The organism is Streptomyces sp. NPDC002835, from assembly GCF_053591995.1.
The window spans coordinates 141,407-159,672 of sequence record NZ_JBSFUW010000009.1; the positions used below are offsets into that span (position 1 = coordinate 141,407).

General features: G+C 69.1%; 21 protein-coding genes. 2 read left to right on the top strand and 19 right to left on the bottom strand.

What is annotated here, in order from left to right; genetic code table 11:
• Positions 1-127: 127 nt before the first annotated feature.
• Entirely contained in the window at positions 128-937 is an 810-nt protein-coding gene (locus ACWD01_RS12635; protein ID WP_451160948.1) for an ABC transporter permease, read from the bottom strand.
• Positions 934-1,968: an ATP-binding cassette domain-containing protein gene (locus ACWD01_RS12640; protein WP_451160950.1), complete on the bottom strand. Its 1,035-nt coding sequence runs from the start codon at positions 1,966-1,968 to the stop codon at positions 934-936. Before ACWD01_RS12640 ends, ACWD01_RS12635 begins: the two co-directional genes overlap by 4 nt.
• A 160-nt stretch (positions 1,969-2,128) precedes the next feature.
• On the opposite strand from ACWD01_RS12640, the gene coaA reads away from it, so the two are divergent.
• Positions 2,129-3,124, top strand: a complete 996-nt coding sequence (coaA, locus tag ACWD01_RS12645; protein WP_451160952.1) for a type I pantothenate kinase — start codon at positions 2,129-2,131, stop codon at positions 3,122-3,124.
• A gap of 73 nt (positions 3,125-3,197) precedes the next feature.
• On the opposite strand, the gene glmM is transcribed toward coaA, so the two are convergent.
• The 4 genes from glmM to ACWD01_RS12665 form a co-directional block, all read right to left on the bottom strand.
• On the bottom strand, positions 3,198-4,556 hold the full coding sequence (glmM, locus tag ACWD01_RS12650; protein ID WP_451160954.1) for a phosphoglucosamine mutase: 1,359 nt from the start codon (positions 4,554-4,556) through the stop codon (positions 3,198-3,200).
• Positions 4,557-4,690: 134 nt separating this feature from the next.
• On the bottom strand, positions 4,691-5,203 hold the full coding sequence (gene rpsI, locus ACWD01_RS12655; RefSeq protein ID WP_451160956.1) for a 30S ribosomal protein S9: 513 nt from the start codon (positions 5,201-5,203) through the stop codon (positions 4,691-4,693).
• Between the two features lie 41 nt (positions 5,204-5,244).
• Positions 5,245-5,688 (bottom strand): 50S ribosomal protein L13, encoded by a 444-nt coding sequence (rplM, locus tag ACWD01_RS12660; RefSeq protein ID WP_005313471.1) that lies wholly within the window; start codon positions 5,686-5,688, stop codon positions 5,245-5,247.
• Positions 5,689-6,059: 371 nt separating this feature from the next.
• The gene (locus ACWD01_RS12665; RefSeq protein ID WP_451160958.1) at positions 6,060-7,679 is read right to left on the bottom strand and encodes an ABC-F family ATP-binding cassette domain-containing protein; all 1,620 of its coding nucleotides are present in this window, start codon (positions 7,677-7,679) and stop codon (positions 6,060-6,062) included.
• Positions 7,680-7,735: 56 nt separating this feature from the next.
• Here ACWD01_RS12665 and ACWD01_RS12670 point away from each other — a divergent pair, with 56 nt between their 5' ends.
• Complete coding sequence (locus ACWD01_RS12670; protein WP_451160960.1) at positions 7,736-8,734, top strand: hypothetical protein; 999 nt, start codon at positions 7,736-7,738, stop codon at positions 8,732-8,734.
• On the opposite strand, the gene truA is transcribed toward ACWD01_RS12670, so the two are convergent.
• The 13 genes from truA to rpsE all read right to left on the bottom strand — a co-directional run bounded on the left by truA (position 8,705) and on the right by rpsE (position 18,233).
• On the bottom strand, positions 8,705-9,589 hold the full coding sequence (truA, locus tag ACWD01_RS12675) for a tRNA pseudouridine(38-40) synthase TruA (RefSeq protein WP_451160962.1): 885 nt from the start codon (positions 9,587-9,589) through the stop codon (positions 8,705-8,707). The two genes, ACWD01_RS12670 and truA, sit on opposite strands and share 30 nt — an antisense overlap.
• A gap of 80 nt (positions 9,590-9,669) precedes the next feature.
• Positions 9,670-10,194, bottom strand: a complete 525-nt coding sequence (gene rplQ / locus ACWD01_RS12680; protein ID WP_451160964.1) for a 50S ribosomal protein L17 — start codon at positions 10,192-10,194, stop codon at positions 9,670-9,672.
• Positions 10,195-10,301: 107 nt separating this feature from the next.
• Entirely contained in the window at positions 10,302-11,324 is a 1,023-nt protein-coding gene (locus tag ACWD01_RS12685; RefSeq protein ID WP_003956430.1) for a DNA-directed RNA polymerase subunit alpha, read from the bottom strand.
• Between the two features lie 123 nt (positions 11,325-11,447).
• Complete coding sequence (gene rpsK, locus ACWD01_RS12690; protein ID WP_003948617.1) at positions 11,448-11,852, bottom strand: 30S ribosomal protein S11; 405 nt, start codon at positions 11,850-11,852, stop codon at positions 11,448-11,450.
• A gap of 100 nt (positions 11,853-11,952) precedes the next feature.
• The gene (gene rpsM / locus ACWD01_RS12695) at positions 11,953-12,333 is read right to left on the bottom strand and encodes a 30S ribosomal protein S13 (protein ID WP_366699500.1); all 381 of its coding nucleotides are present in this window, start codon (positions 12,331-12,333) and stop codon (positions 11,953-11,955) included.
• 193 nt (positions 12,334-12,526) lie between these two features.
• Entirely contained in the window at positions 12,527-12,640 is a 114-nt protein-coding gene (gene rpmJ, locus ACWD01_RS12700; RefSeq protein WP_003956441.1) for a 50S ribosomal protein L36, read from the bottom strand.
• A 55-nt stretch (positions 12,641-12,695) separates the two neighbouring features.
• Positions 12,696-12,917, bottom strand: a complete 222-nt coding sequence (gene infA / locus ACWD01_RS12705) for a translation initiation factor IF-1 (protein WP_003956442.1) — start codon at positions 12,915-12,917, stop codon at positions 12,696-12,698.
• 150 nt (positions 12,918-13,067) lie between these two features.
• Entirely contained in the window at positions 13,068-13,904 is an 837-nt protein-coding gene (gene map / locus ACWD01_RS12710; protein ID WP_451160968.1) for a type I methionyl aminopeptidase, read from the bottom strand.
• Between the two features lie 108 nt (positions 13,905-14,012).
• A complete protein-coding gene (locus ACWD01_RS12715; protein ID WP_356898585.1) occupies positions 14,013-14,663 on the bottom strand; it encodes an adenylate kinase in 651 nt (216 codons plus the stop codon).
• The gene (gene secY, locus ACWD01_RS12720; RefSeq protein WP_356898586.1) at positions 14,663-15,979 is read right to left on the bottom strand and encodes a preprotein translocase subunit SecY; all 1,317 of its coding nucleotides are present in this window, start codon (positions 15,977-15,979) and stop codon (positions 14,663-14,665) included. The genes ACWD01_RS12715 and secY overlap by 1 nt, the downstream gene beginning before the upstream one ends.
• A gap of 1,009 nt (positions 15,980-16,988) precedes the next feature.
• The gene (rplO, locus tag ACWD01_RS12725) at positions 16,989-17,444 is read right to left on the bottom strand and encodes a 50S ribosomal protein L15 (RefSeq protein ID WP_264246569.1); all 456 of its coding nucleotides are present in this window, start codon (positions 17,442-17,444) and stop codon (positions 16,989-16,991) included.
• Between the two features lies 1 nt (position 17,445).
• Positions 17,446-17,628: a 50S ribosomal protein L30 gene (gene rpmD, locus ACWD01_RS12730; protein ID WP_005313525.1), complete on the bottom strand. Its 183-nt coding sequence runs from the start codon at positions 17,626-17,628 to the stop codon at positions 17,446-17,448.
• Positions 17,628-18,233, bottom strand: coding sequence for a 30S ribosomal protein S5 (rpsE, locus tag ACWD01_RS12735; protein ID WP_451160971.1), 606 nt, complete (start codon positions 18,231-18,233; stop codon positions 17,628-17,630). The genes rpmD and rpsE overlap by 1 nt, the downstream gene beginning before the upstream one ends.
• Positions 18,234-18,266: the final 33 nt, after the last annotated feature.

Here is an 18,266-nt window from a genome sequence, read left to right on the forward strand (position 1 = left end):
CTTCCTCGTGTGATCGCAGCGACCCCTCCCGAGGCGGCGGCTCACGCCTGGCCGACCCCGTATCGCTGCTGGTGAGCCGTACCCTAACCCGGTGCTCGGACACCGCCCGGGCAGGTGCCGCGCCCCGTCACACCTTCGCCCGGTACGCCCGCATCGCCAGCGGATAGAAGACCAGCGTGATGCCGGCCGCCCACACCAGCGACCACATCACCGGTTCGGCCACGGGGCCGCCGAGGAGCAGGCCGCGGACCGCGTCGGACAGATGGGTCACCGGGTTCACGTCGCTGAAGGCCTGCAGCCAGCCCGGCATCGTGTCGACGAGGACGAAGGCGCTGCTGGTGAACGTGATCGGGAAGACGAGCGTGAAGCCGAACGCCTGCACCTTCTCCGCGTCGCCCGCCAGCATCCCGATGAGCACCGCGGTCCACGAGACGGCCGCCGCGAAGACCACCAGCAGCAGCCCGCCCAGCAGGAAGCCCCCCAGGCCGCCGGTCACGCGGAAGCCGAGCAGCAGGCCGAGGCCGATCATCAGCAGCATGGCCCACACATGCTTGGTGAGGTCGGCGGCTATCCGCCCGACGAGCGGGGCGGAGCGTGTGATCGGCAGGCTGCGCAGCCGGTCGAAGACGCCCTTGGTCAGGTCGGTGTTCAGCGCCATGGCCGTGTAGATGGTCATGAAGAGGGTGTTCTGCACGATGATCCCGGGGAGCGCGTACTTCAGATACGCCTCCGGGGACCCGGCCATCTGCCCACCCAGTACATAGGTGAACAGGAAGACGAACATGATCGGCGTGATGCTGTAGTCCACCAGCTCCAGCGGGTTGTGCTTGACCGCCACCAGACTGCGCCAGGCCATCGTGAACGTCTGCCGCAGCCCGTCGAGCGGCTTCACCCTGCCGGACCGGCCGGGTGCCGCCGGCATCGTCGTCGCGGTCATGTCGAGCTCACCGCCTTCTCCCTCACCTGCTCCGCGTCCGTACGCCCGGCCTCGTCCGCCTCGCGGGCGGACTCGTCGGGCTGGTCCGACTCCTGCTCGGGCTCGGCCCGGTGGCCGGTCAGCGCGAGGAACACCTCGTCCAGCGACGACCGGCGCAGCGTCAGCTCGCCCACGGCTATCCCCTCGCGGTCCAGCCTGCGCACCACCGCCGGCATCAGCTCCGCGTCCTTGACGGGCACGGTGACCGACTCGCCCTCGGTCTGCGTCTGCTGCCCCGCCGTCTCCTCCACCAGCGCCCGCGTGCGCGCCAGGTCGCCGGCGGCGACCGGCCTGACCTGGAGCACCTGGCCCCCGACCTCGGACTTGAGGGCGTCCGGGGTGCCCTCGGCGATGACCCTGCCCTTGTCGATGACCACGATGTCGTCGGCGAGCCGGTCCGCCTCGTTCAGATACTGGGTGGTCAGCAGCGCGGTCGCGCCGTCGGCGATCAGGGCGCGCAGCATGTCCCACAGTTCGCCGCGGCTGTGCGGGTCCAGGCCCGTGGTCGGCTCGTCCAGGAAGAGGATGCTCGGCCGGCCGACCAGGCTCGCCGCGAGGTCCAGCCGGCGCCGCATACCGCCGGAGTACGTCTTCACGGCCCTGCCTGCCGCGTCGCTGAGCCCGAACCGCTCCAGCAGCTCGGCGGCCCGCGCCCGGGCCTCCCGTCTCGGCAGTCCGAGCAGCCGGCCGATGAGCAGCAGATTCTCCGTGCCGGTCAGATTCTCGTCGACCGCCGCGTACTGCCCGGTGAGGCCGATGAGGGAGCGCACCGCACCGGCCTCCCGGACGACGTCGTGGCCCGCCACGGTGGCCCGGCCCGCGTCGGGGGTGAGCAGCGTGGCGAAGATCCGAACGGCCGTCGTCTTGCCCGCCCCGTTCGGCCCGAGCAGGCCGAGCACCGAGCCGGTGCGGGCCGCCAGGTCGACACCTGCCAGCGCTTCGGTCTCCTTGAAACGTTTGGCCAGACCTTCTGCCTGGATCGCGTACGTCATAGGACACCCCTCGGGGATTTCGGACGTCGCGGGTCGGCGCCCACCTCATCCACAACTGTGACGCACGCCACTGACATTCCGGCCGGAACCGGTCGGCCGGTCCTCCCCGCGTGACCGAGCACACGGCCCACAACCGTGCCGTACGCACGACAATGGCCGTGTGATCACTTCGCCGCCACGGAGCACCCACCGCCGGGCCGAGCACGCGTCGACCCCCTACGTCGACCTCACCCGCGCGGAGTGGAGCGCCCTGCGCGAGAAAACACCGCTGCCCCTCAGCGCCGAGGAGGTCGAGCAGCTCCGCGGGCTCGGCGACGTCATCGACCTCGACGAGGTCCGCGACGTCTATCTGCCGCTCTCCCGGCTGCTGAACCTCTACGTCCAGGCCACCGCCGGGCTCCGCGGCGCCCTCAACACGTTCCTCGGCGACGCGGGCAACGGCCACGGCGAGCAGCGCGGCACGCCCTTCGTCATAGGGGTCGCCGGCTCCGTCGCGGTCGGCAAGTCGACCGTCGCCCGGCTCCTCCAGGCGCTGCTCGCCCGCTGGCCGGAGCACCCGCGGGTCGAGCTGGTGACCACCGACGGGTTCCTGCTGCCCATGAAGGAGTTGCAGGCCCGCGGGCTGACGTCACGCAAGGGCTTCCCCGAGTCGTACGACCGCCGGGCGCTGACCCGTTTCGTCGCCGACATCAAGGCCGGCAAGGACGAGGTCACCGCGCCCGTCTACTCGCACCTGATCTACGACATCGTCCCGGACGAGCGCCTGACCGTGCGCCGCCCGGACATCCTGATCGTCGAGGGGCTCAACGTCCTCCAGCCGGCACTGCCCGGCAAGGACGGCCGGACCAGGGTCGGCCTCGCCGACTACTTCGACTTCAGCGTGTACGTGGACGCCCGGCCCGAAGACATCGAGACCTGGTACCTCAACCGGTTCCGCAAGCTGCGGGAGACGGCGTTCCAGAATCCTTCCTCCTACTTCCGGAAGTACACGCAGGTCTCCGAGGAGGAGGCGCTCGACTACGCCCGCACCATGTGGCGGACCATCAACAAGCCCAACCTGCTGGAGAATGTGGCACCCACGCGCGGCCGGGCGGCGCTGGTGGTGCGCAAGGGCCCCGACCACAAGGTGCAGCGGCTGTCGTTGCGCAAGCTCTAGGTCTCTCACAGCACCGCGCCCGGCCCGCGACGTGAAGTCGCGGGCCGGGCGCGGGCGTTGCCGTGGAGGGTTCTCAGCCCAGCGTGGACTTCACCACGTCGGCCAGCCGCCCGGCGACCGTGCGCGCCTGCTCGATGTCCGCGGCCTCGACCATGACCCGCACCAGCGGCTCCGTCCCCGAGGGACGCAGCAGCACCCGGCCGGTGGAGCCGAGCTCGCGCTCCGCCTCGCCGACCGCCTGCGACAGCTCCGCCGAGGTCCGCACCCGGGACCTGTCGACGTCCGGCACATTGATGAGCACCTGCGGCAGGCGCTGCATCACCGCGGCCAGGTCGGCCAGCGAGCGGCCGGTCGACGCGAGACGGGACGCCAGCATCAGGCCGGTCAGCGTGCCGTCGCCGGTCGTGGCATGGTCGAGCACGATCACATGGCCGGACTGCTCGCCGCCGAGGCCGAAGCCGTGCTCCTTCATGGCCTCCAGGACGTAGCGGTCGCCGACCGCCGTCTGCACCAGCTCGACGCCCTCGCGCTCCATGGCCAGCTTGAAGCCCAGGTTGGACATGACCGTGGCGACGACGGTGTTGCCGCGCAGCGTGCCCGCCTCGCGCATGGCGAGCGCCAGCACGGCGAGGATCTGGTCGCCGTCGACCTCGTCGCCCCGCGCGTCGACCGCGAGGCAGCGGTCCGCGTCACCGTCGTGCGCGATGCCGAGGTCGGCGCCGTGCTCGACGACGGCCGCCTTCAGCAGCTCCAGGTGGGTCGAGCCGCAGCCGTCGTTGATGTTGAGGCCGTCCGGGTCCGCGCCGATCGTCACGACCTCGGCCCCGGCGCGTGCGAACGCCTCCGGCGAGACCCGGGAAGCGGCGCCGTGCGCCTCGTCGAGAACGACCTTGAGCCCGTCGAGGCGGTGCGGCAGTACGGCGATGAGGTGGGCGACGTACTTGTCGAAGCCCTCGTCGTAGTCCGTCACGCGGCCCACGCCCGCGCCCGTCGGCCGGTCCCACGGCTCGCCCGTCCGGTGCTGCTCGTAGATGTGCTCGATCCGGTCCTCGAGATCGTCGGCCAGCTTGTGGCCGCCGCGGGCGAAGAACTTGATGCCGTTGTCCGGCATGGCGTTGTGGCTGGCGGAGAGCATCACGCCGAGGTCGGCGCCGAGCGCGCCGGTCAGGTATGCCACCGCCGGGGTCGGCAGCACGCCGACCCGCAGCACGTCGACGCCCGCGCTCGCCAGGCCCGCCACGACGGCCGACTCCAGGAACTCTCCGGACGCGCGGGGGTCGCGGCCGACCACCGCGGTCGGGCGATGGCCCGCGAACGTGCCCGCTTCCGCGAGCACATGCGCCGCTGCGACCGACAGGCCGAGCGCGAGCTCCGCCGTCAGATCGGCGTTGGCGACGCCGCGTACACCGTCCGTACCGAAGAGTCGTCCCACTGTTGTCCTCCGAGAATGCTGATTGCTCGAAACCGTAGTACGCCCGAGTCGGGCGATAGACGAACGCCCCGGCAGCACGGAGTGCCGCCGGGGCGAACGAGAAGCCGTACAGGTGTCTGCAGGCCGGCCTGCGCTTAGCGCTTGCTGTACTGCGGGGCCTTACGGGCCTTCTTGAGACCGGCCTTCTTGCGCTCGACCGCACGGTCGTCGCGGGAGAGGAAGCCGGCCTTCTTGAGCGCGCCGCGGTTGTTGTCCGCGTCCGCCTCGTTCAGCGCGCGGGCCACACCGAGGCGCAGGGCGCCGGCCTGGCCGGAGACGCCGCCACCCGAGATGCGGGCGATGACGTCGTAGCGGTTGTCGAGCTCGAGCACCTTGAAGGGCTCGTTGACTTCCTGCTGGTGCACCTTGTTCGGGAAGTAGCCCTCGAGGGTGCGACCGTTGATCTTCCACTTGCCGGTGCCCGGAACGATCCGGACACGGGCGATGGCGTTCTTGCGGCGGCCCAGGCCGGCGGCCGGCTGCGGGTCGCCGAAGCGGGACGCCACGGACTCGGAGGTGTACTCACCCTCGACCGGAACCTCGGTCTCGGTGGTGTACTGCTCGACGTCAACCTCTTCGAGCGGGGTCTCGGCGGTGGTCTCAGCCACGATTCTCCTCAGATTCTTTTCGTCTTAGGGGGTGGCCGGAACTACTGCGCGACCTGGGTGATCTCGAACGGGACCGGCTGCTGAGCAGCGTGCGGGTGCTGGTCACCCGCGTAGATCTTCAGCTTCGAGAGCATCTGACGGCCCAGGGTGTTCTTGGGGATCATGCCCTTGATGGCCTTCTCCACGGCCTTCTCCGGGCTCTTGGCGAGAAGCTCGTCGTAGCGGACGGAACGCAGACCACCCGGGTAGCCGGAGTGGCGGTACGCCATCTTCTGAGTCTTCTTGTTGCCGGAGAGGTGGACCTTCTCGGCGTTGATGATGATGACGAAGTCACCCATGTCCATGTGCGGGGCATAGGTCGGCTTGTGCTTGCCCCGGAGGAGGTTCGCTGCCGTAGTCGCCAGACGGCCCAGGACGATGTCCTGCGCGTCGATGATGTGCCACTGGCGCGTCACATCGCCGGGCTTGGGGCTGTACGTACGCACGGTCGTAGCCTTCGCTTCTTCAGTGAGTGTGGTCCTGACAAGGCCACCCGGACGATCACGACAGCCCTGGAGGCACACGGGGACGCAACCCGTATACCTGCCGCTGGTCATCGGCCCGGTGGACCGGCGTAAGGGCCCCTCACGTGAGATAGAGCAAGCCAATACGCATAACGAACCAGCAGAATACCCGCGGTCCCCCTGGCGGGTCAAAACGGGTCCGCCGGGCGGCCGACCGCGGGTCCACCGCGCGGAGCGAAATCAGCCTCGCCGGCGTTTGAGGCGCGGAGGTCCGGGGGCGGAGAGCCCCCGGTTTCGGGAAGGGGCGGGAATGGGACAAGCCCACCGCAGGCGCCGCCCTCCCCCGCGTGGCGCTACCGCGCGCGGACCACGCGGCGCTCGTCCCACACCGGCTCCGGCGTCTCCCGGACCACCCCGTCCGAGCCGAAGACCAGGTACCGGTCGAAGGCCCGCGCGAACCAGCGGTCGTGCGTGACGGCCAGGACGGTCCCGTCGTACGCCTCCAGCCCCTCCTGCAGCGCCTCCGCCGACTCCAGGTCCAGGTTGTCCGTCGGCTCGTCCAGGAGGAGCGCCGTGGTACCCGCCAGCTCCAGGAGCAGGATCTGGAAGCGGGCCTGCTGGCCGCCCGAGAGCTTCTCGAACGGCTGGTCCCCCTGGCGCTCCAGCTCGTACCGCCGCAGGACCGACATCGCCCCGCCCCGGTCCTTGGCGTGCTCCGTCCACAGGATGTCGACGAGCGTGCGGCCCAGCAGCTCCGGGTGGGCGTGGGTCTGGGCGAAGTGGCCGGGGACGACCCGCGCGCCCAGCTTCCACTGGCCCGTGTGGGAGACGTCGTCCCCCGCCAGGAGCCGCAGGAAGTGGGACTTGCCCGAGCCGTTGGACCCCAGGACCGCCACCCGCTCCCCGTAGTAGACCTCCAGGGAGAACGGCTTCATCAGCCCCGTGAGCTCCAGTCCGGTGCAGGTGAGCGCGCGCACACCGGTCCGGCCGCCGCGCAGCCGCATCCTGATGTCCTGCTCCCGCGGCGGCTCCGGCGGCGGGCCTGCCTCCTCGAACTTCTTGAAGCGGGTCTGCATCGCCCGGTACCGCGACGCCATGTCCGGGCTGTTCGCCGCCTGCTGCCGCAGCCGCAGCACCAGCGCCTTCAGCCTGGCGTGCTCCTCGTCCCAGCGGCGCTTGAGCTCCTCGAAGCGGGCGAACCGCTCCCGGCGCGCCTCGTGGAACGTGGCGAAGCCCCCGCCGTGCACCCACACGTCCGACCCGGCCGGCCCCGGCTCCACCGCCACGATCCGCTCCGCGGCCCGCGCCAGCAATTCCCGGTCGTGGGAGACGAACAGGACCGTCTTGCGGGTCTCCTTCAGCCGGTCCTCGAGCCACCGCTTGCCCGGCACGTCCAGATAGTTGTCAGGCTCGTCGAGCAGCAGCACCTCATCGGGGCCGCGCAGCAGCGCCTCCAGCACCAGCCGCTTCTGCTCACCGCCGGACAGCGTCCGCACCTGCCGCCACTGCGCCTTCTCGTACGGCACTCCGAGCGCCGCCATGGTGCACATGTCCCAGAGGGTCTCCGCCTCGTACCCGCGGGCCTCCGCCCAGTCGCTCAGCGCCTGCGCGTACCGCATCTGCGCGGCCTCGTCGTCCACGGTCATGATCGCGTGCTCGGCGGCGTCGACGGCGGCCGCCGCCTCCCTGATCCTGGGCTGGGCGACCGAGACCAGCAGGTCCCGTACGGTCCGCTCGTCACGGACCGCGCCGACGAACTGCCGCATCACCCCCAGCCCGCCGCTGACCTGCACCGAACCGCCGTGGGGCTGGATCTCGCCCGCGATCAGCCGCAGCAGTGTGGTCTTGCCCGCGCCGTTGGCCCCCACCAGCGCCGCGACCGCGCCCTCGCCCACCCGGAACGAGACGTCCGCGAGGAGCGGACGGCCGTCCGGCAGGTAGTACTCGAGATGCCCGGCCTCTACATGTCCCATGGGCCCGATTGTGAGGGCAGAGCCTGCCCCCGCCCAACAGGTTTAGGATGCGCGGCATGAGCTTTGGGCAGGGGGGGCCTCAGTGGGGTTCCGGCGGACAGAACCAGAACCCGTACAACCAGGGCCAGTACGGACAGGATCAGCACGGCCACGGCCAGGCGCCGTACGGGCAGCAGCCGTACGGACAGCAGCCCTACGGCCGGGACTCCGCCGACCCGTTCGGCAGCCGGTCGGACAGTGACGCCGGCACGCCCGACTGGGCCGCGCTCGCCGAAGCCTCCGCCGCCCGGACCCGCCGCAGGCGCTGGCTCATGGTCGGCGGCGGCGCGCTGGCGACGGCACTGATCGCCGGCGCCGTGGCGACCGCCATCGTCTCGTCCAACAAGGACAGTGACACCAACGCCTCCGACAAGAGCAGCAGCCGGCTCCCCGCGCCGCCCGACCTGCCGCAGAACACCACCGCGCCGGAGCCCTCGTTCTCCTCCGTGGCCCCGCTGCCGCCACCGGACCCGAAGGAGTTCATATCGGACCGGAAGAAGGACACGCTGCCGCTGAGCGCGGAGACTCTCTTCCCCGGCAAGAAGCTCACGATGGGCGACCGGGTCTACGACAAGGGCGCCCTGGCCCGCACCGGCAACTGCGCCTCCGCGGTCAAGGGCGGCCTCACCGGCGCGCTGGAGAACAACGGCTGCGAGCAGGTCTTCCGCGCCACCTACAGCAAGGACGGCATCGCCGTCACGGTCGCCGTGGCCACCTTCGAGAACGCGGCCCAGGCCAAGAAGGCGCTCCAGCAGGCGTCGGGCAGCGTCGTGCCGCTGACGGGCGCGGGCGTGTCCACCTTCTGCAAGGGCGGGCCGGTCTGCCGCTCCACCTTCAACGCCTACGGCCGCTACGCCTACTTCACGACCACCGGCTACACCGGGACCAAGTCCGTCACCAAGGGCGACACCAAGGCCTTCCAGACGGGCGACGACCTCGGCGAGTTCACGTTCCGTCAGATCGTGCGCAGGGGCGAGGCGCAGGCCTCAGCCGCAGCCTCCGCAGCCGCCCAGTAGCGGTACCGGCGGCGCCACGGGCAGCGAACGCCGGTTGCGGGCCTCCTTGTTGCGGGCGGCCAGCAACGCGTCGGCCGGGTAGCCGACTTCCTCCAGCGTCAGCCCGTGCGGCCGTACGACATGGACGGCCGAGTCCCGGACGCCTGCGGCCAGGACCTGCGCGGGCCACGCGGCCGGCCGGTGCCCGTCGCCCACGAACAGCAGGGCGCCGACGAGCGAGCGCACCATGTTGTGGCAGAAGGCGTCGGCCTTCACGGTCGCGGTGATGACGCCGGACGCGTCCCGCTCCCACGACAGCTGCTGCAGGGTGCGAATGGTCGTCGCCCCGTCGCGCTTCTTGCAGTACGCGGCGAAGTCGTGCTCCCCCACCAGACCGGCCGCGGCCTCGTTCATGGCCTCGACGTCCAACGGCCAGTCGTGCCAGAGCACATGGCCGCGCAGCAACGGGTCGACGCCGCCGGGTGCGTCGGTCACGCGGTACGCGTACCGCCGCCAGATCGCGGAGAAGCGCGCGTTGAACCCGGCGGGCGCCTCGGCCACCTTCCAGATCCGCACATCGCGCGAGAGCCGCCCGGCGAGCCGCTTGAGCAGCTTGTCCCGGTGCTCGGCCCAGACCTCCTCCGGCAGGTCGACGTGCGCCACCTGCCCGCGTGCGTGCACCCCGGCGTCCGTACGACCGGCAACGGTCAGCTCGTACGTCGTGCGCGAACGCGTCACGGTGCGCAGCGCGTCCTCGATCTCGCCCTGCACGGTCCGCCGGCCGCCGGCCTGCTTGGCCCAGCCGGAGAAGTCCTTGCCGTCGTACGAAAGATCCAGCCGCAGCCGGACGTGCCCGGGCTCCACCTCGTCGCTCACGCGACCCATCCTCTCAACTCACGCGGAACGGGCCCGCCCCCGGAAGGGAACGGGCCCGCTCGACGAACCTGGGATCAGGCTCAGACGTCCTTGGCGCTGTCACCAGCCGCTTCCGCGGCGGGCTCGGCCGGAGCCTCGGCAGCCTCGTCGGACGTGGCCTCGGCGGCCGCGTCCTTCTTGAGGGCGTCTTCCTTGACCGCGCGCTTCGTGGCGGCCTCGGCCTCGTCCACGGTCGCCTTCTTCGCGATCTCGCCCTCGACGAGTTCGATCACGGCCATCGGAGCGTTGTCGCCACGACGGTTGCCGATCTTGGTGATACGGGTGTAGCCACCCGGACGCTCGGCGTAACGCGGAGCGATCTCGGTGAAGAGCGTGTGCACGATGCCCTTGTCCGTGATCGTCTGCAGCACCAGGCGACGGTTGTGGATGTCGCCCTTCTTCGCCTTGGTGATCAGGCGCTCGGCGACCGGACGCAGGCGGCGGGCCTTGGCCTCGGTCGTGGTGATGCGGCCGTGCTCGAACAGCGACTTCGCCAGGTTCGCGAGAAGAAGCTTCTCGTGAGCGGCGCTGCCACCGAAACGGGCTCCCTTGGTGGGACGCGGCATGGGATTTCTCCTTGTGATCTGCACCGGCCGTGTCAGGTACCGGTGTCAGTGCCCTCCTGGCGGTCGCCGGAGGGTGTGCGGGGGGCCGAGACCCCCCGCAAGCCTTCTCAGTACTGCTCGGTCTCGACGAAGCCCGCGTCCGCGTCGTCGTCGGCGCCGAAGGCGTCGGCGGCGGCGGTCGGGTCGAATCCGGGCGGGCTGTCCTTGAGCGCCAGGCCCATGCCGGCCAGCTTCGCCTTGACCTCGTCGATCGACTTCGCACCGAAGTTGCGGATGTCGAGCAGGTCGGCCTCGGAGCGCGCCACGAGCTCACCCACGGAGTGGATGCCCTCACGCTTGAGGCAGTTGTACGAGCGGACGGTGAGCTCGAGCTCCTCGATCGGCAGCGCCAGATCGGCGGCGAGGGCGGCGTCCGTGGGGGACGGGCCCATGTCGATGCCCTCGGCGTCGATGTTGAGCTCGCGGGCCAGGCCGAACAGCTCGACCAGGGTCTTGCCGGCGGACGCCATGGCGTCACGCGGGCGCATGGCCTGCTTGGTCTCGACGTCGACGATCAGCTTGTCGAAGTCGGTGCGCTGCTCGACTCGGGTCGCCTCGACCTTGTAGGTGACCTTGAGGACCGGGGAGTAGATGGAGTCGACCGGGATCCGGCCGATCTCCTGACCCACCTGCTTGTTCTGCACGGCGGAGACGTAGCCGCGACCGCGCTCGACGGTCAGCTCCATCTCGAGCTTGCCCTTGCCGTTCAGCGTGGCGAGCACCAGGTCGGGGTTGTGCACCTCGACACCGGCCGGCGGGGCGATGTCCGCGGCGGTGACCAGGCCGGGGCCCTGCTTGCGCAGGTACATCACGACGGGCTCGTCGTGCTCCGAGGAGACGACCAGCTGCTTGATGTTGAGGATGAGGTCGGTGACGTCCTCCTTGACGCCCGGCACGGTGGTGAACTCGTGCAGGACACCGTCGATGCGGATGGACGTGACGGCCGCACCCGGGATCGAGGAGAGGAGCGTACGGCGAAGCGAGTTGCCGAGCGTGTAGCCGAAGCCGGGCTCCAGCGGCTCGATGACGAACCGCGAGCGGTATTCGTCGACAACCTCTTCGGTCAGCGAGGGGCGCTGAGCGATAAGCATGGTGTTTTTCCTTCAGTCGTGGACGCCCGCTATTTGACGTCCTCTGATACAGGGTACGGGCGGTACGTCCCTTTCGGGTCGTACCGCCCGGAACACCTGGTCAAGCAGTCAAGCAGCCGTGCGTCAGACGCGGCGGCGCTTGGGGGGACGGCAGCCGTTGTGCGGCGTGGGGGTGACGTCCTGGATCGAGCCGACCTCGAGGCCGGTGGCCTGGAGGGAGCGGATCGCGGTCTCACGGCCGGAGCCGGGACCCTTGACGAAGACGTCGACCTTGCGCATGCCGTGCTCCTGCGCGCGGCGGGCAGCCGACTCGGCGGCCATCTGCGCGGCGAAGGGGGTGGACTTGCGCGAGCCCTTGAAGCCGACGTGGCCGGCGGAGGCCCAGGAGATCACGTTGCCGGTCGGGTCCGTGATGGACACGATCGTGTTGTTGAACGTGCTCTTGATGTGCGCGTGGCCGTGAGCGACGTTCTTCTTTTCCTTGCGGCGCACCTTCTTGGCAGCGCCCTGACGACCCTTGGGGGGCATCTATATCTCCTACGGGAGGTGGTCGGTCCTACAGCGAAGACCGTGGGAAATGCGGGGGCTTTGGGGGTCGCCCCCCGAAGGCCGCAGTGTCCGCTGTGGACTACTTCTTGCCCGGCTTCTTCTTACCGGCGATGGCGCGACGCGGGCCCTTGCGGGTACGTGCGTTCGTGCTGGTGCGCTGACCGTGGACCGGCAGGCCGCGGCGGTGACGCAGACCCTGGTAGCAGCCGATCTCGACCTTGCGGCGGATGTTGGCCTGGACGTCGCGGCGGAGGTCACCCTCCGTCTGGAAGTTGGCGTCCACGTACTCGCGGATCTTGATCAGATCCTCTTCGGCCAGGTCACGAACGCGGACGTTCGGGTCGACACCGGTGGCGGCGAGGGTCTCCTGGGACCGGGTGCGCCCGATGCCGAAAACGTAGGTAAGGGCGACCTCAATACGCTTGTCGCGCGGGAGGTCAACGCCTTCAAGGCGTGCCATTCATGGCTCCTGATGTAGTCGGAGGTCTTCCGCAGAGCCGTTCCGTGGCCGCCGCCCCTTGAACAGGAGAGGGAGGTACGGACCAGGTCCCCGGCCTCCACCGGAGGTGTCGCCGACCGTGGTCAGGCGGGCTCTGCGTATGTACGTGCTTACTTGCGTCGCGCGATGAACTGCGAGTGCAGGTGGTCGTGCGTCAGCCCTGGCGCTGCTTGTGGCGCAGGTTGTCGCAGATGACCATGACCCGGCCGTGACGGCGGATCACCTTGCACTTGTCGCAGATCTTCTTGACGCTCGGCTTGACCTTCATGGGATGTGAGGTTCTCCGGGTCAGTGCCGACACCCCGCGAAGGGGTCGACAAGATCTACTTGTACCGGTAGACGATCCGGCCACGCGTCAGGTCGTACGGAGAGAGCTCCACGACGACCCGGTCGTCCGGGAGGATACGGATGTAGTGCATCCGCATCTTGCCGGAGATGTGCGCGAGGACCTTGTGACCGTTCTGGAGCTCCACCTTGAACATGGCGTTCGGGAGAGACTCGATCACGGTGCCCTCGATTTCGATGGCACCTTGCTTCTTGGCCACGCTTCGCCTTTCGAATCGGCTACCTTGATCGACTCTCGTTCCGGGTGCGGACACACGGATGCACGAGAGCCGACGCATCAGTCTACGTCAGGCGTATCGAAAAGACGAATCCGTCAAGTCTGCCCAACGCAGGAGATCGTTAAGCGGTGGTCAGGCCAGGGGGTCGGGCGCCGCAGTGACGCCCAGCTCGGCCAGCTTGGCCCTGCCCCCGTCGCGGGCGGTCAGGACCAGCGGTCCCTCCTCCGTCAGCGCGATGGAGTGCTCCCAGTGGGAGGACCAGGTGCCGTCGGTGGTGATGACGGTCCAGTCGTCGGCGAGGACCTCGGTGTGCGCCGTGCCGAGGGAGACCATCGGCTCGATGGCGAGGCAGAAACCGGGCACCAGCTTCGGGCCGCGGCCGCGCTTGCGGGAGACGTAGTTCAGCAGGTGCGGGTCCATGTGCATCTCGGTGCCGATGCCGTGGCCGCCGTAGTCCTCGATGATCCCGTACTTGCCGCTCGCGGGACGCGGCTGCCGGCGGATGTAGCTCTCGATGGCGCGGGAGATGTCGACGAGCCGGTTGCCGCTTCTCATGGCGGCGATGCCGGCCCACATCGACTCCTCGGTCACCCTGGAGAGCTCGAGGAGCTCGGGAGCGTGACCGGTGCCCACGAAGGCGGTGTACGCGGCGTCGCCGTGCCAGCCGTCGATGATCGCACCGCAGTCGATGGAGATGATGTCGCCGTCCTTGAGGACGGTCTTGTCGTCCGGGATGCCGTGGACGACGACCTCGTTGACAGAGGTGCAGATGGTCGCGGGGAAGCCGCCGTAACCGAGGAAGTTCGACTTGGCCCCGTGGTCGGCGAGCACCTTGCGGGCGACCTCGTCGAGGTCCTTGGTCGTGGCGCCGGGCACCGCGGCCTTGCGGGTCGCCTCGTGGATGGCGGCGACGACCAGTCCCGCCTCGCGCATCTTCGCGATCTGCTCGGGGGTCTTGATCTGCACCATGTGCGGCTCGCGCCTTTCTCAACAACGGGTTCTGGGTCAGTCAACGATACGGCCGCGGCGTCCGAAGGACACCGCGGCCGTATCTCACAGACTGTGTGCGGGCGGGGCTCAGGCCCGCTTCAGCGCCTCCATGGCGCGGTCGGTCACATCGTTGACCTTGCCGAGCGCGGAGATCGTGACCACCAGGTTCTGGGCCCGGTAGTAGTCGATGATCGGCTCGGTCTGCGTGTGGTAGACCTCGAGCCGCTTGCGCACGGTCTCCTCAGAGTCGTCGTCGCGCTGGTACAGCTCGCCGCCGCACTCGTCGCAGACGCCCTCGGTCTTGGGCGGGGTGTAGGTCACGTGGAAGACGTGCGCGCTGTTGTTGCGGCACACACGCCGGCCTGCGATCCGCTTGACGACCTCGTCCTCGGGGACCTCGAGGTCGAGGACCGCGTCCAGCTTGACGCCCTCGTCGGAGAGCATTCCGTCCAGCGCCTGCGCCTGCCCCACGTTCCGCGGGAAACCGTCCAGCAGGAAGCCGCCGACCGCGTCCGGCTGGGACATGCGGTCCTTGGCCATCCCGATGGTGACCTCGTCCGGGACCAGGTTGCCGGCGTCCATGTAGGCCTTCGCCTGCTTCCCCAGCTCGGTGCCCTGGGAAATGTTGGCGCGGAAGAGGTCGCCCGTGGAGATGTGCGGGATCGACAGGTTCCTGGCAAGGAACGCGGCCTGCGTTCCCTTGCCGGCACCGGGCGGTCCGACGAGGACGATTCGCATCAGCGGAGGAACCCTTCGTAATTGCGCTGCTGGAGCTGGCTCTCGATCTGCTTCACGGTCTCCAGACCCACACCCACGATGATGAGGATGCTCGTCCCGCCGAACGGGAAGTTCTGGTTCGCGCCGAAGCCCGCCAACGCCATCGTCGGGACAAGAGCGATCAGGCCCAGATACAGCGAGCCCGGCCACGTGATCCGGTTGAGCACGTAACTGAGGTACTCGGCAGTAGGACGGCCCGCCCGGATACCCGGGATGAAGCCACCATACTTCTTCATATTGTCAGCGACTTCATCGGAGTTGAACGAGATCGCCACATAGAAGAAGGCGAAGAACACGATCAACAGGAAGTACGTGGCGACATAGAGGGGCTTGCCGTCGATGAAGTGCTGCTGGATCCACGTCCCCCAGGCGGAAGTACTTCCGCCCGCACTGAATTGGACCACGAGCATCGGGATGTAGAGCAGCGACGAGGCGAAGATCACAGGGATGACGCCCGCCTGGTTGACCTTCAGCGGAATGTAGGTCGACGTGCCGCCGTAGGACCTGCGGCCGATCATCCGCTTCGCGTACTGGACCGGAATCCTGCGCTGTGCCTGCTCCACGAATACGACCAGGCCGACCATCACGAAGCCGACCGCCATGACCACGGCGAACTCGATCCAGCCGCCGGCAAGCTTGCCCTGCTGCTTGATGGCCCAGATGGCGCCCGGGAATCCGGCCGCGATCGAGACGAACATCAGGATGGACATGCCGTTGCCGATGCCGCGGTCCGTGATGAGCTCACCGAGCCACATGACGGCCGCCGTGCCCGCCGTCATCGTGATCACCATGGTGGCGATCACGAAGATCGATTTGTCCGGGACGATCTCACCGGCGACCGGACAGCCTGTGAACAGCGCACCGCTCCGGGCCGTGGCGACAAGACCGGTGCCCTGGAGCACCGCGAGGGCGACCGTGAGATAGCGCGTGTACTGCGTGATCTTCGCCGTACCCGACTGCCCTTCCTTCTTCAGGGCTTCCAGCCGGGGGATGACCACCGTCAGCAGCTGCAGGATGATGCTCGCGGTGATGTACGGCATGATGCCGAGCGCGAACACCGTGATCTGCAGCAGGGCGCCACCACTGAACAGATTGGCCAGGCCGAGAAGGTTGTTGCCCTTCGCGGTCTGATCGACACAGATCTGTACGTTCTGGTAGTCGACACCTGGAATCGGCACGGCAGCGCCGAGCCGGTACACCGCGATCATGGCGAGGGTGAAGAGCAGTTTCTTGCGCAGGTCGGGCGTCTTGAACGCCCGGGCGAACGCGGTGAGCACGGTGCCTCCTGCGACCCCCGCGTTGCGCGCGAGAGGTAACGGTTTGGTAAGTGAGTAGATACCGAACACGGCAGCCCGCGCCACGAGCGCAGACTGCCGGGACTCTAACAGCGGCTACCATACCCGGCCCCACCGCGAGCGTGAAACGTATCCGTGACGCGGGGGTCACGGTCGCCGCGGGCGGCGGGCGCTCGCACTGGCCGACTTTCGCCGCGTACGCCGCCGGCCGAGGAACGCGATGACCCCACGGGCGCCTCCCGGGAGACTCGTCGAGCGGTTCCGGGACGACCCGTGGAGAAGGCCCCTGACCGTCCCGACGCGGTGCCACCGACGGCCGCCGGTGCCGGGGTCAACGGCGGCGCTGACGGCCTCGGTCGTCACCGCCGGCGTTTGACCGGCAGCCGTGCGGACACCGGCGCAGGGGCGGGAAGCGGGGCCGAGGACCTCGGGGAAAGGCGCTCGACCACCGTACGGAACGGGGAGTCCCGCTCCTGCCCCGTCGCCAGGTCGGCCGGGGCGTGAACCGGTGGGAATCAGCCACGGGAAAGGGATGGCCGGGGTCACGGGACCGGGCGGATCGGCCGGTCCCGTGACCCCGGGGCCGCCCCGAATCCGCCCCGGAATCGAGGAAGGAAAAGCCGGTCCTTATCACCGCACCCGCCGGGAGCGGAAAAGGGACGGCCTTTTATCGGCACCCGGAACAGGGAGCGGAACCTGAAATGCCACTCAGCTCCCGCACCGCTGTCGTGGGCCTCGGCGCCGGTCGGGACAAGCACCGCATCACGGCTCTACGCAGCCGCGACCTGCACCGCCCCGGTCGCCATCGTGGTGGGGCGGTTTCCTTCAGAAGCGGGCCCGGAGGGCTGCGACCGCGCCCTTTCCGCCGTCCTCGCGGAGTTCACCTATGTCCCGCAGGAAAGGTCGGAGGGGCTCAGCGGCCCGGACGCACAAACAACCTGGCCGGCACCCCGTGAGGGGAGCCGGCCAGGTTTGTCCGTCGGACCGGGGCTCAGACGAGCTCGGTGACGGTGCCGCCCGCGGCGGCGATCTTCTCCTTGGCGGAGCCGGAGACGGCGTCAACCGTCACCTGCAGCGCCACGGAGATCTCGCCCTGGCCGAGGACCTTGACGAGGCTGTTCTTGCGCACGGCGCCCTTGTCGACCAGGTCGGCAACGGTCACCTCGCCACCCTCGGGGTAGAGGGCCGCGAGCTTGTCCAGGTTCACGACCTGGTACTCGGTGCGGAACGGGTTCTTGAAGCCCTTGAGCTTCGGGAGACGCATGTGGAGGGGCATCTGCCCACCCTCGAAGCGCTCCGGAACCTGGTAGCGGGCCTTCGTGCCCTTGGTACCACGACCGGCCGTCTTACCCTTCGACGCCTCACCACGACCGACACGGGTCTTGGCGGTCTTGGCGCCCGGGGCGGGACGGAGGTTGTGGACCTTCAGCGGGTTGTTCTCCGCCATGTCAGTCGACCTCCTCGACCGTCACGAGGTGGCGGACGGTGTGCACCATTCCGCGGAACTCGGGGCGGTCCTCCTTGACGACCACGTCGTTCAGGCGCTTGAGCCCGAGCGAACGCAGGGTGTCGCGGTGGTTCTGCTTGCTGCCGATGTACGACTTCGTCTGCGTGATCTTGAGGCGAGCCATTACGCACCCGCTCCCGCACGCGCACGCAGCAGAGCCGCGGGGGCGACGTCCTCGAGGGGCAGACCACGGCGAGCCGCGATCTCCTCGGGACGCTGCAGGCCCTTGAGGGCCGCCACGGTCGCGTGCACGATGTTGATCGCGTTGTCCGAGCCGAGCGACTTCGACAGGATGTCGTGCACGCCCGCGCACTCGAGCACGGCGCGCACCGGGCCACCGGCGATAACACCGGTACCGGGGGAAGCCGGCTTGAGCAGGACGACGCCGGCAGCCTTCTCACCCTGGATCGGGTGAGGGATGGTGCCCTGGATGCGGGGGACCTTGAAGAAGTTCTTCTTCGCCTCCTCAACACCCTTGGCGATGGCGGCCGGCACCTCCTTCGCCTTGCCGTAACCGACGCCTACCGTGCCGTCACCGTCACCGACCACGACGAGCGCGGTGAAGCTGAAGCGACGACCACCCTTGACAACCTTGGCGACGCGGTTGATCGCGACAACGCGCTCAACGTACGCGGTCTTCTCGGCGGCGCCTGCGCCACCGTCGCGACCCTTCCGGTCCCGCCGCTCGCCGCCACCGGCACCGCTTCCGCGGCGCTGGGGTCCAGCCATTGGAATTACCTCTCTCTGTTACGTCCGTTAGTC

What these genes read in the sequence shown, in the direction of transcription:
- ACWD01_RS12635 (WP_451160948.1), bottom strand. Translation starts at nt 937, where the DNA reads ATGACCGCGACGACGATGCCGGCGGCACCCGGCCGGTCCGGCAGGGTG.
- ACWD01_RS12640 (WP_451160950.1), bottom strand. Translation starts at nt 1,968, where the DNA reads ATGACGTACGCGATCCAGGCAGAAGGTCTGGCCAAACGTTTCAAGGAG.
- ACWD01_RS12665 (WP_451160958.1), bottom strand. Translation starts at nt 7,679, where the DNA reads ATGGGACATGTAGAGGCCGGGCATCTCGAGTACTACCTGCCGGACGGC.
- ACWD01_RS12670 (WP_451160960.1), top strand. Translation starts at nt 7,736, where the DNA reads ATGAGCTTTGGGCAGGGGGGGCCTCAGTGGGGTTCCGGCGGACAGAAC.
- rplQ (WP_451160964.1), bottom strand. Translation starts at nt 10,194, where the DNA reads ATGCCGCGTCCCACCAAGGGAGCCCGTTTCGGTGGCAGCGCCGCTCAC.
- ACWD01_RS12685 (WP_003956430.1), bottom strand. Translation starts at nt 11,324, where the DNA reads ATGCTTATCGCTCAGCGCCCCTCGCTGACCGAAGAGGTTGTCGACGAA.
- rpsK (WP_003948617.1), bottom strand. Translation starts at nt 11,852, where the DNA reads ATGCCCCCCAAGGGTCGTCAGGGCGCTGCCAAGAAGGTGCGCCGCAAG.
- rpsM (WP_366699500.1), bottom strand. Translation starts at nt 12,333, where the DNA reads ATGGCACGCCTTGAAGGCGTTGACCTCCCGCGCGACAAGCGTATTGAG.
- rpmJ (WP_003956441.1), bottom strand. Translation starts at nt 12,640, where the DNA reads ATGAAGGTCAAGCCGAGCGTCAAGAAGATCTGCGACAAGTGCAAGGTG.
- map (WP_451160968.1), bottom strand. Translation starts at nt 13,904, where the DNA reads ATGGTGCAGATCAAGACCCCCGAGCAGATCGCGAAGATGCGCGAGGCG.
- ACWD01_RS12715 (WP_356898585.1), bottom strand. Translation starts at nt 14,663, where the DNA reads ATGCGAATCGTCCTCGTCGGACCGCCCGGTGCCGGCAAGGGAACGCAG.
- rplO (WP_264246569.1), bottom strand. Translation starts at nt 17,444, where the DNA reads ATGGCGGAGAACAACCCGCTGAAGGTCCACAACCTCCGTCCCGCCCCG.
- rpmD (WP_005313525.1), bottom strand. Translation starts at nt 17,628, where the DNA reads ATGGCTCGCCTCAAGATCACGCAGACGAAGTCGTACATCGGCAGCAAG.
- rpsE (WP_451160971.1), bottom strand. Translation starts at nt 18,233, where the DNA reads ATGGCTGGACCCCAGCGCCGCGGAAGCGGTGCCGGTGGCGGCGAGCGG.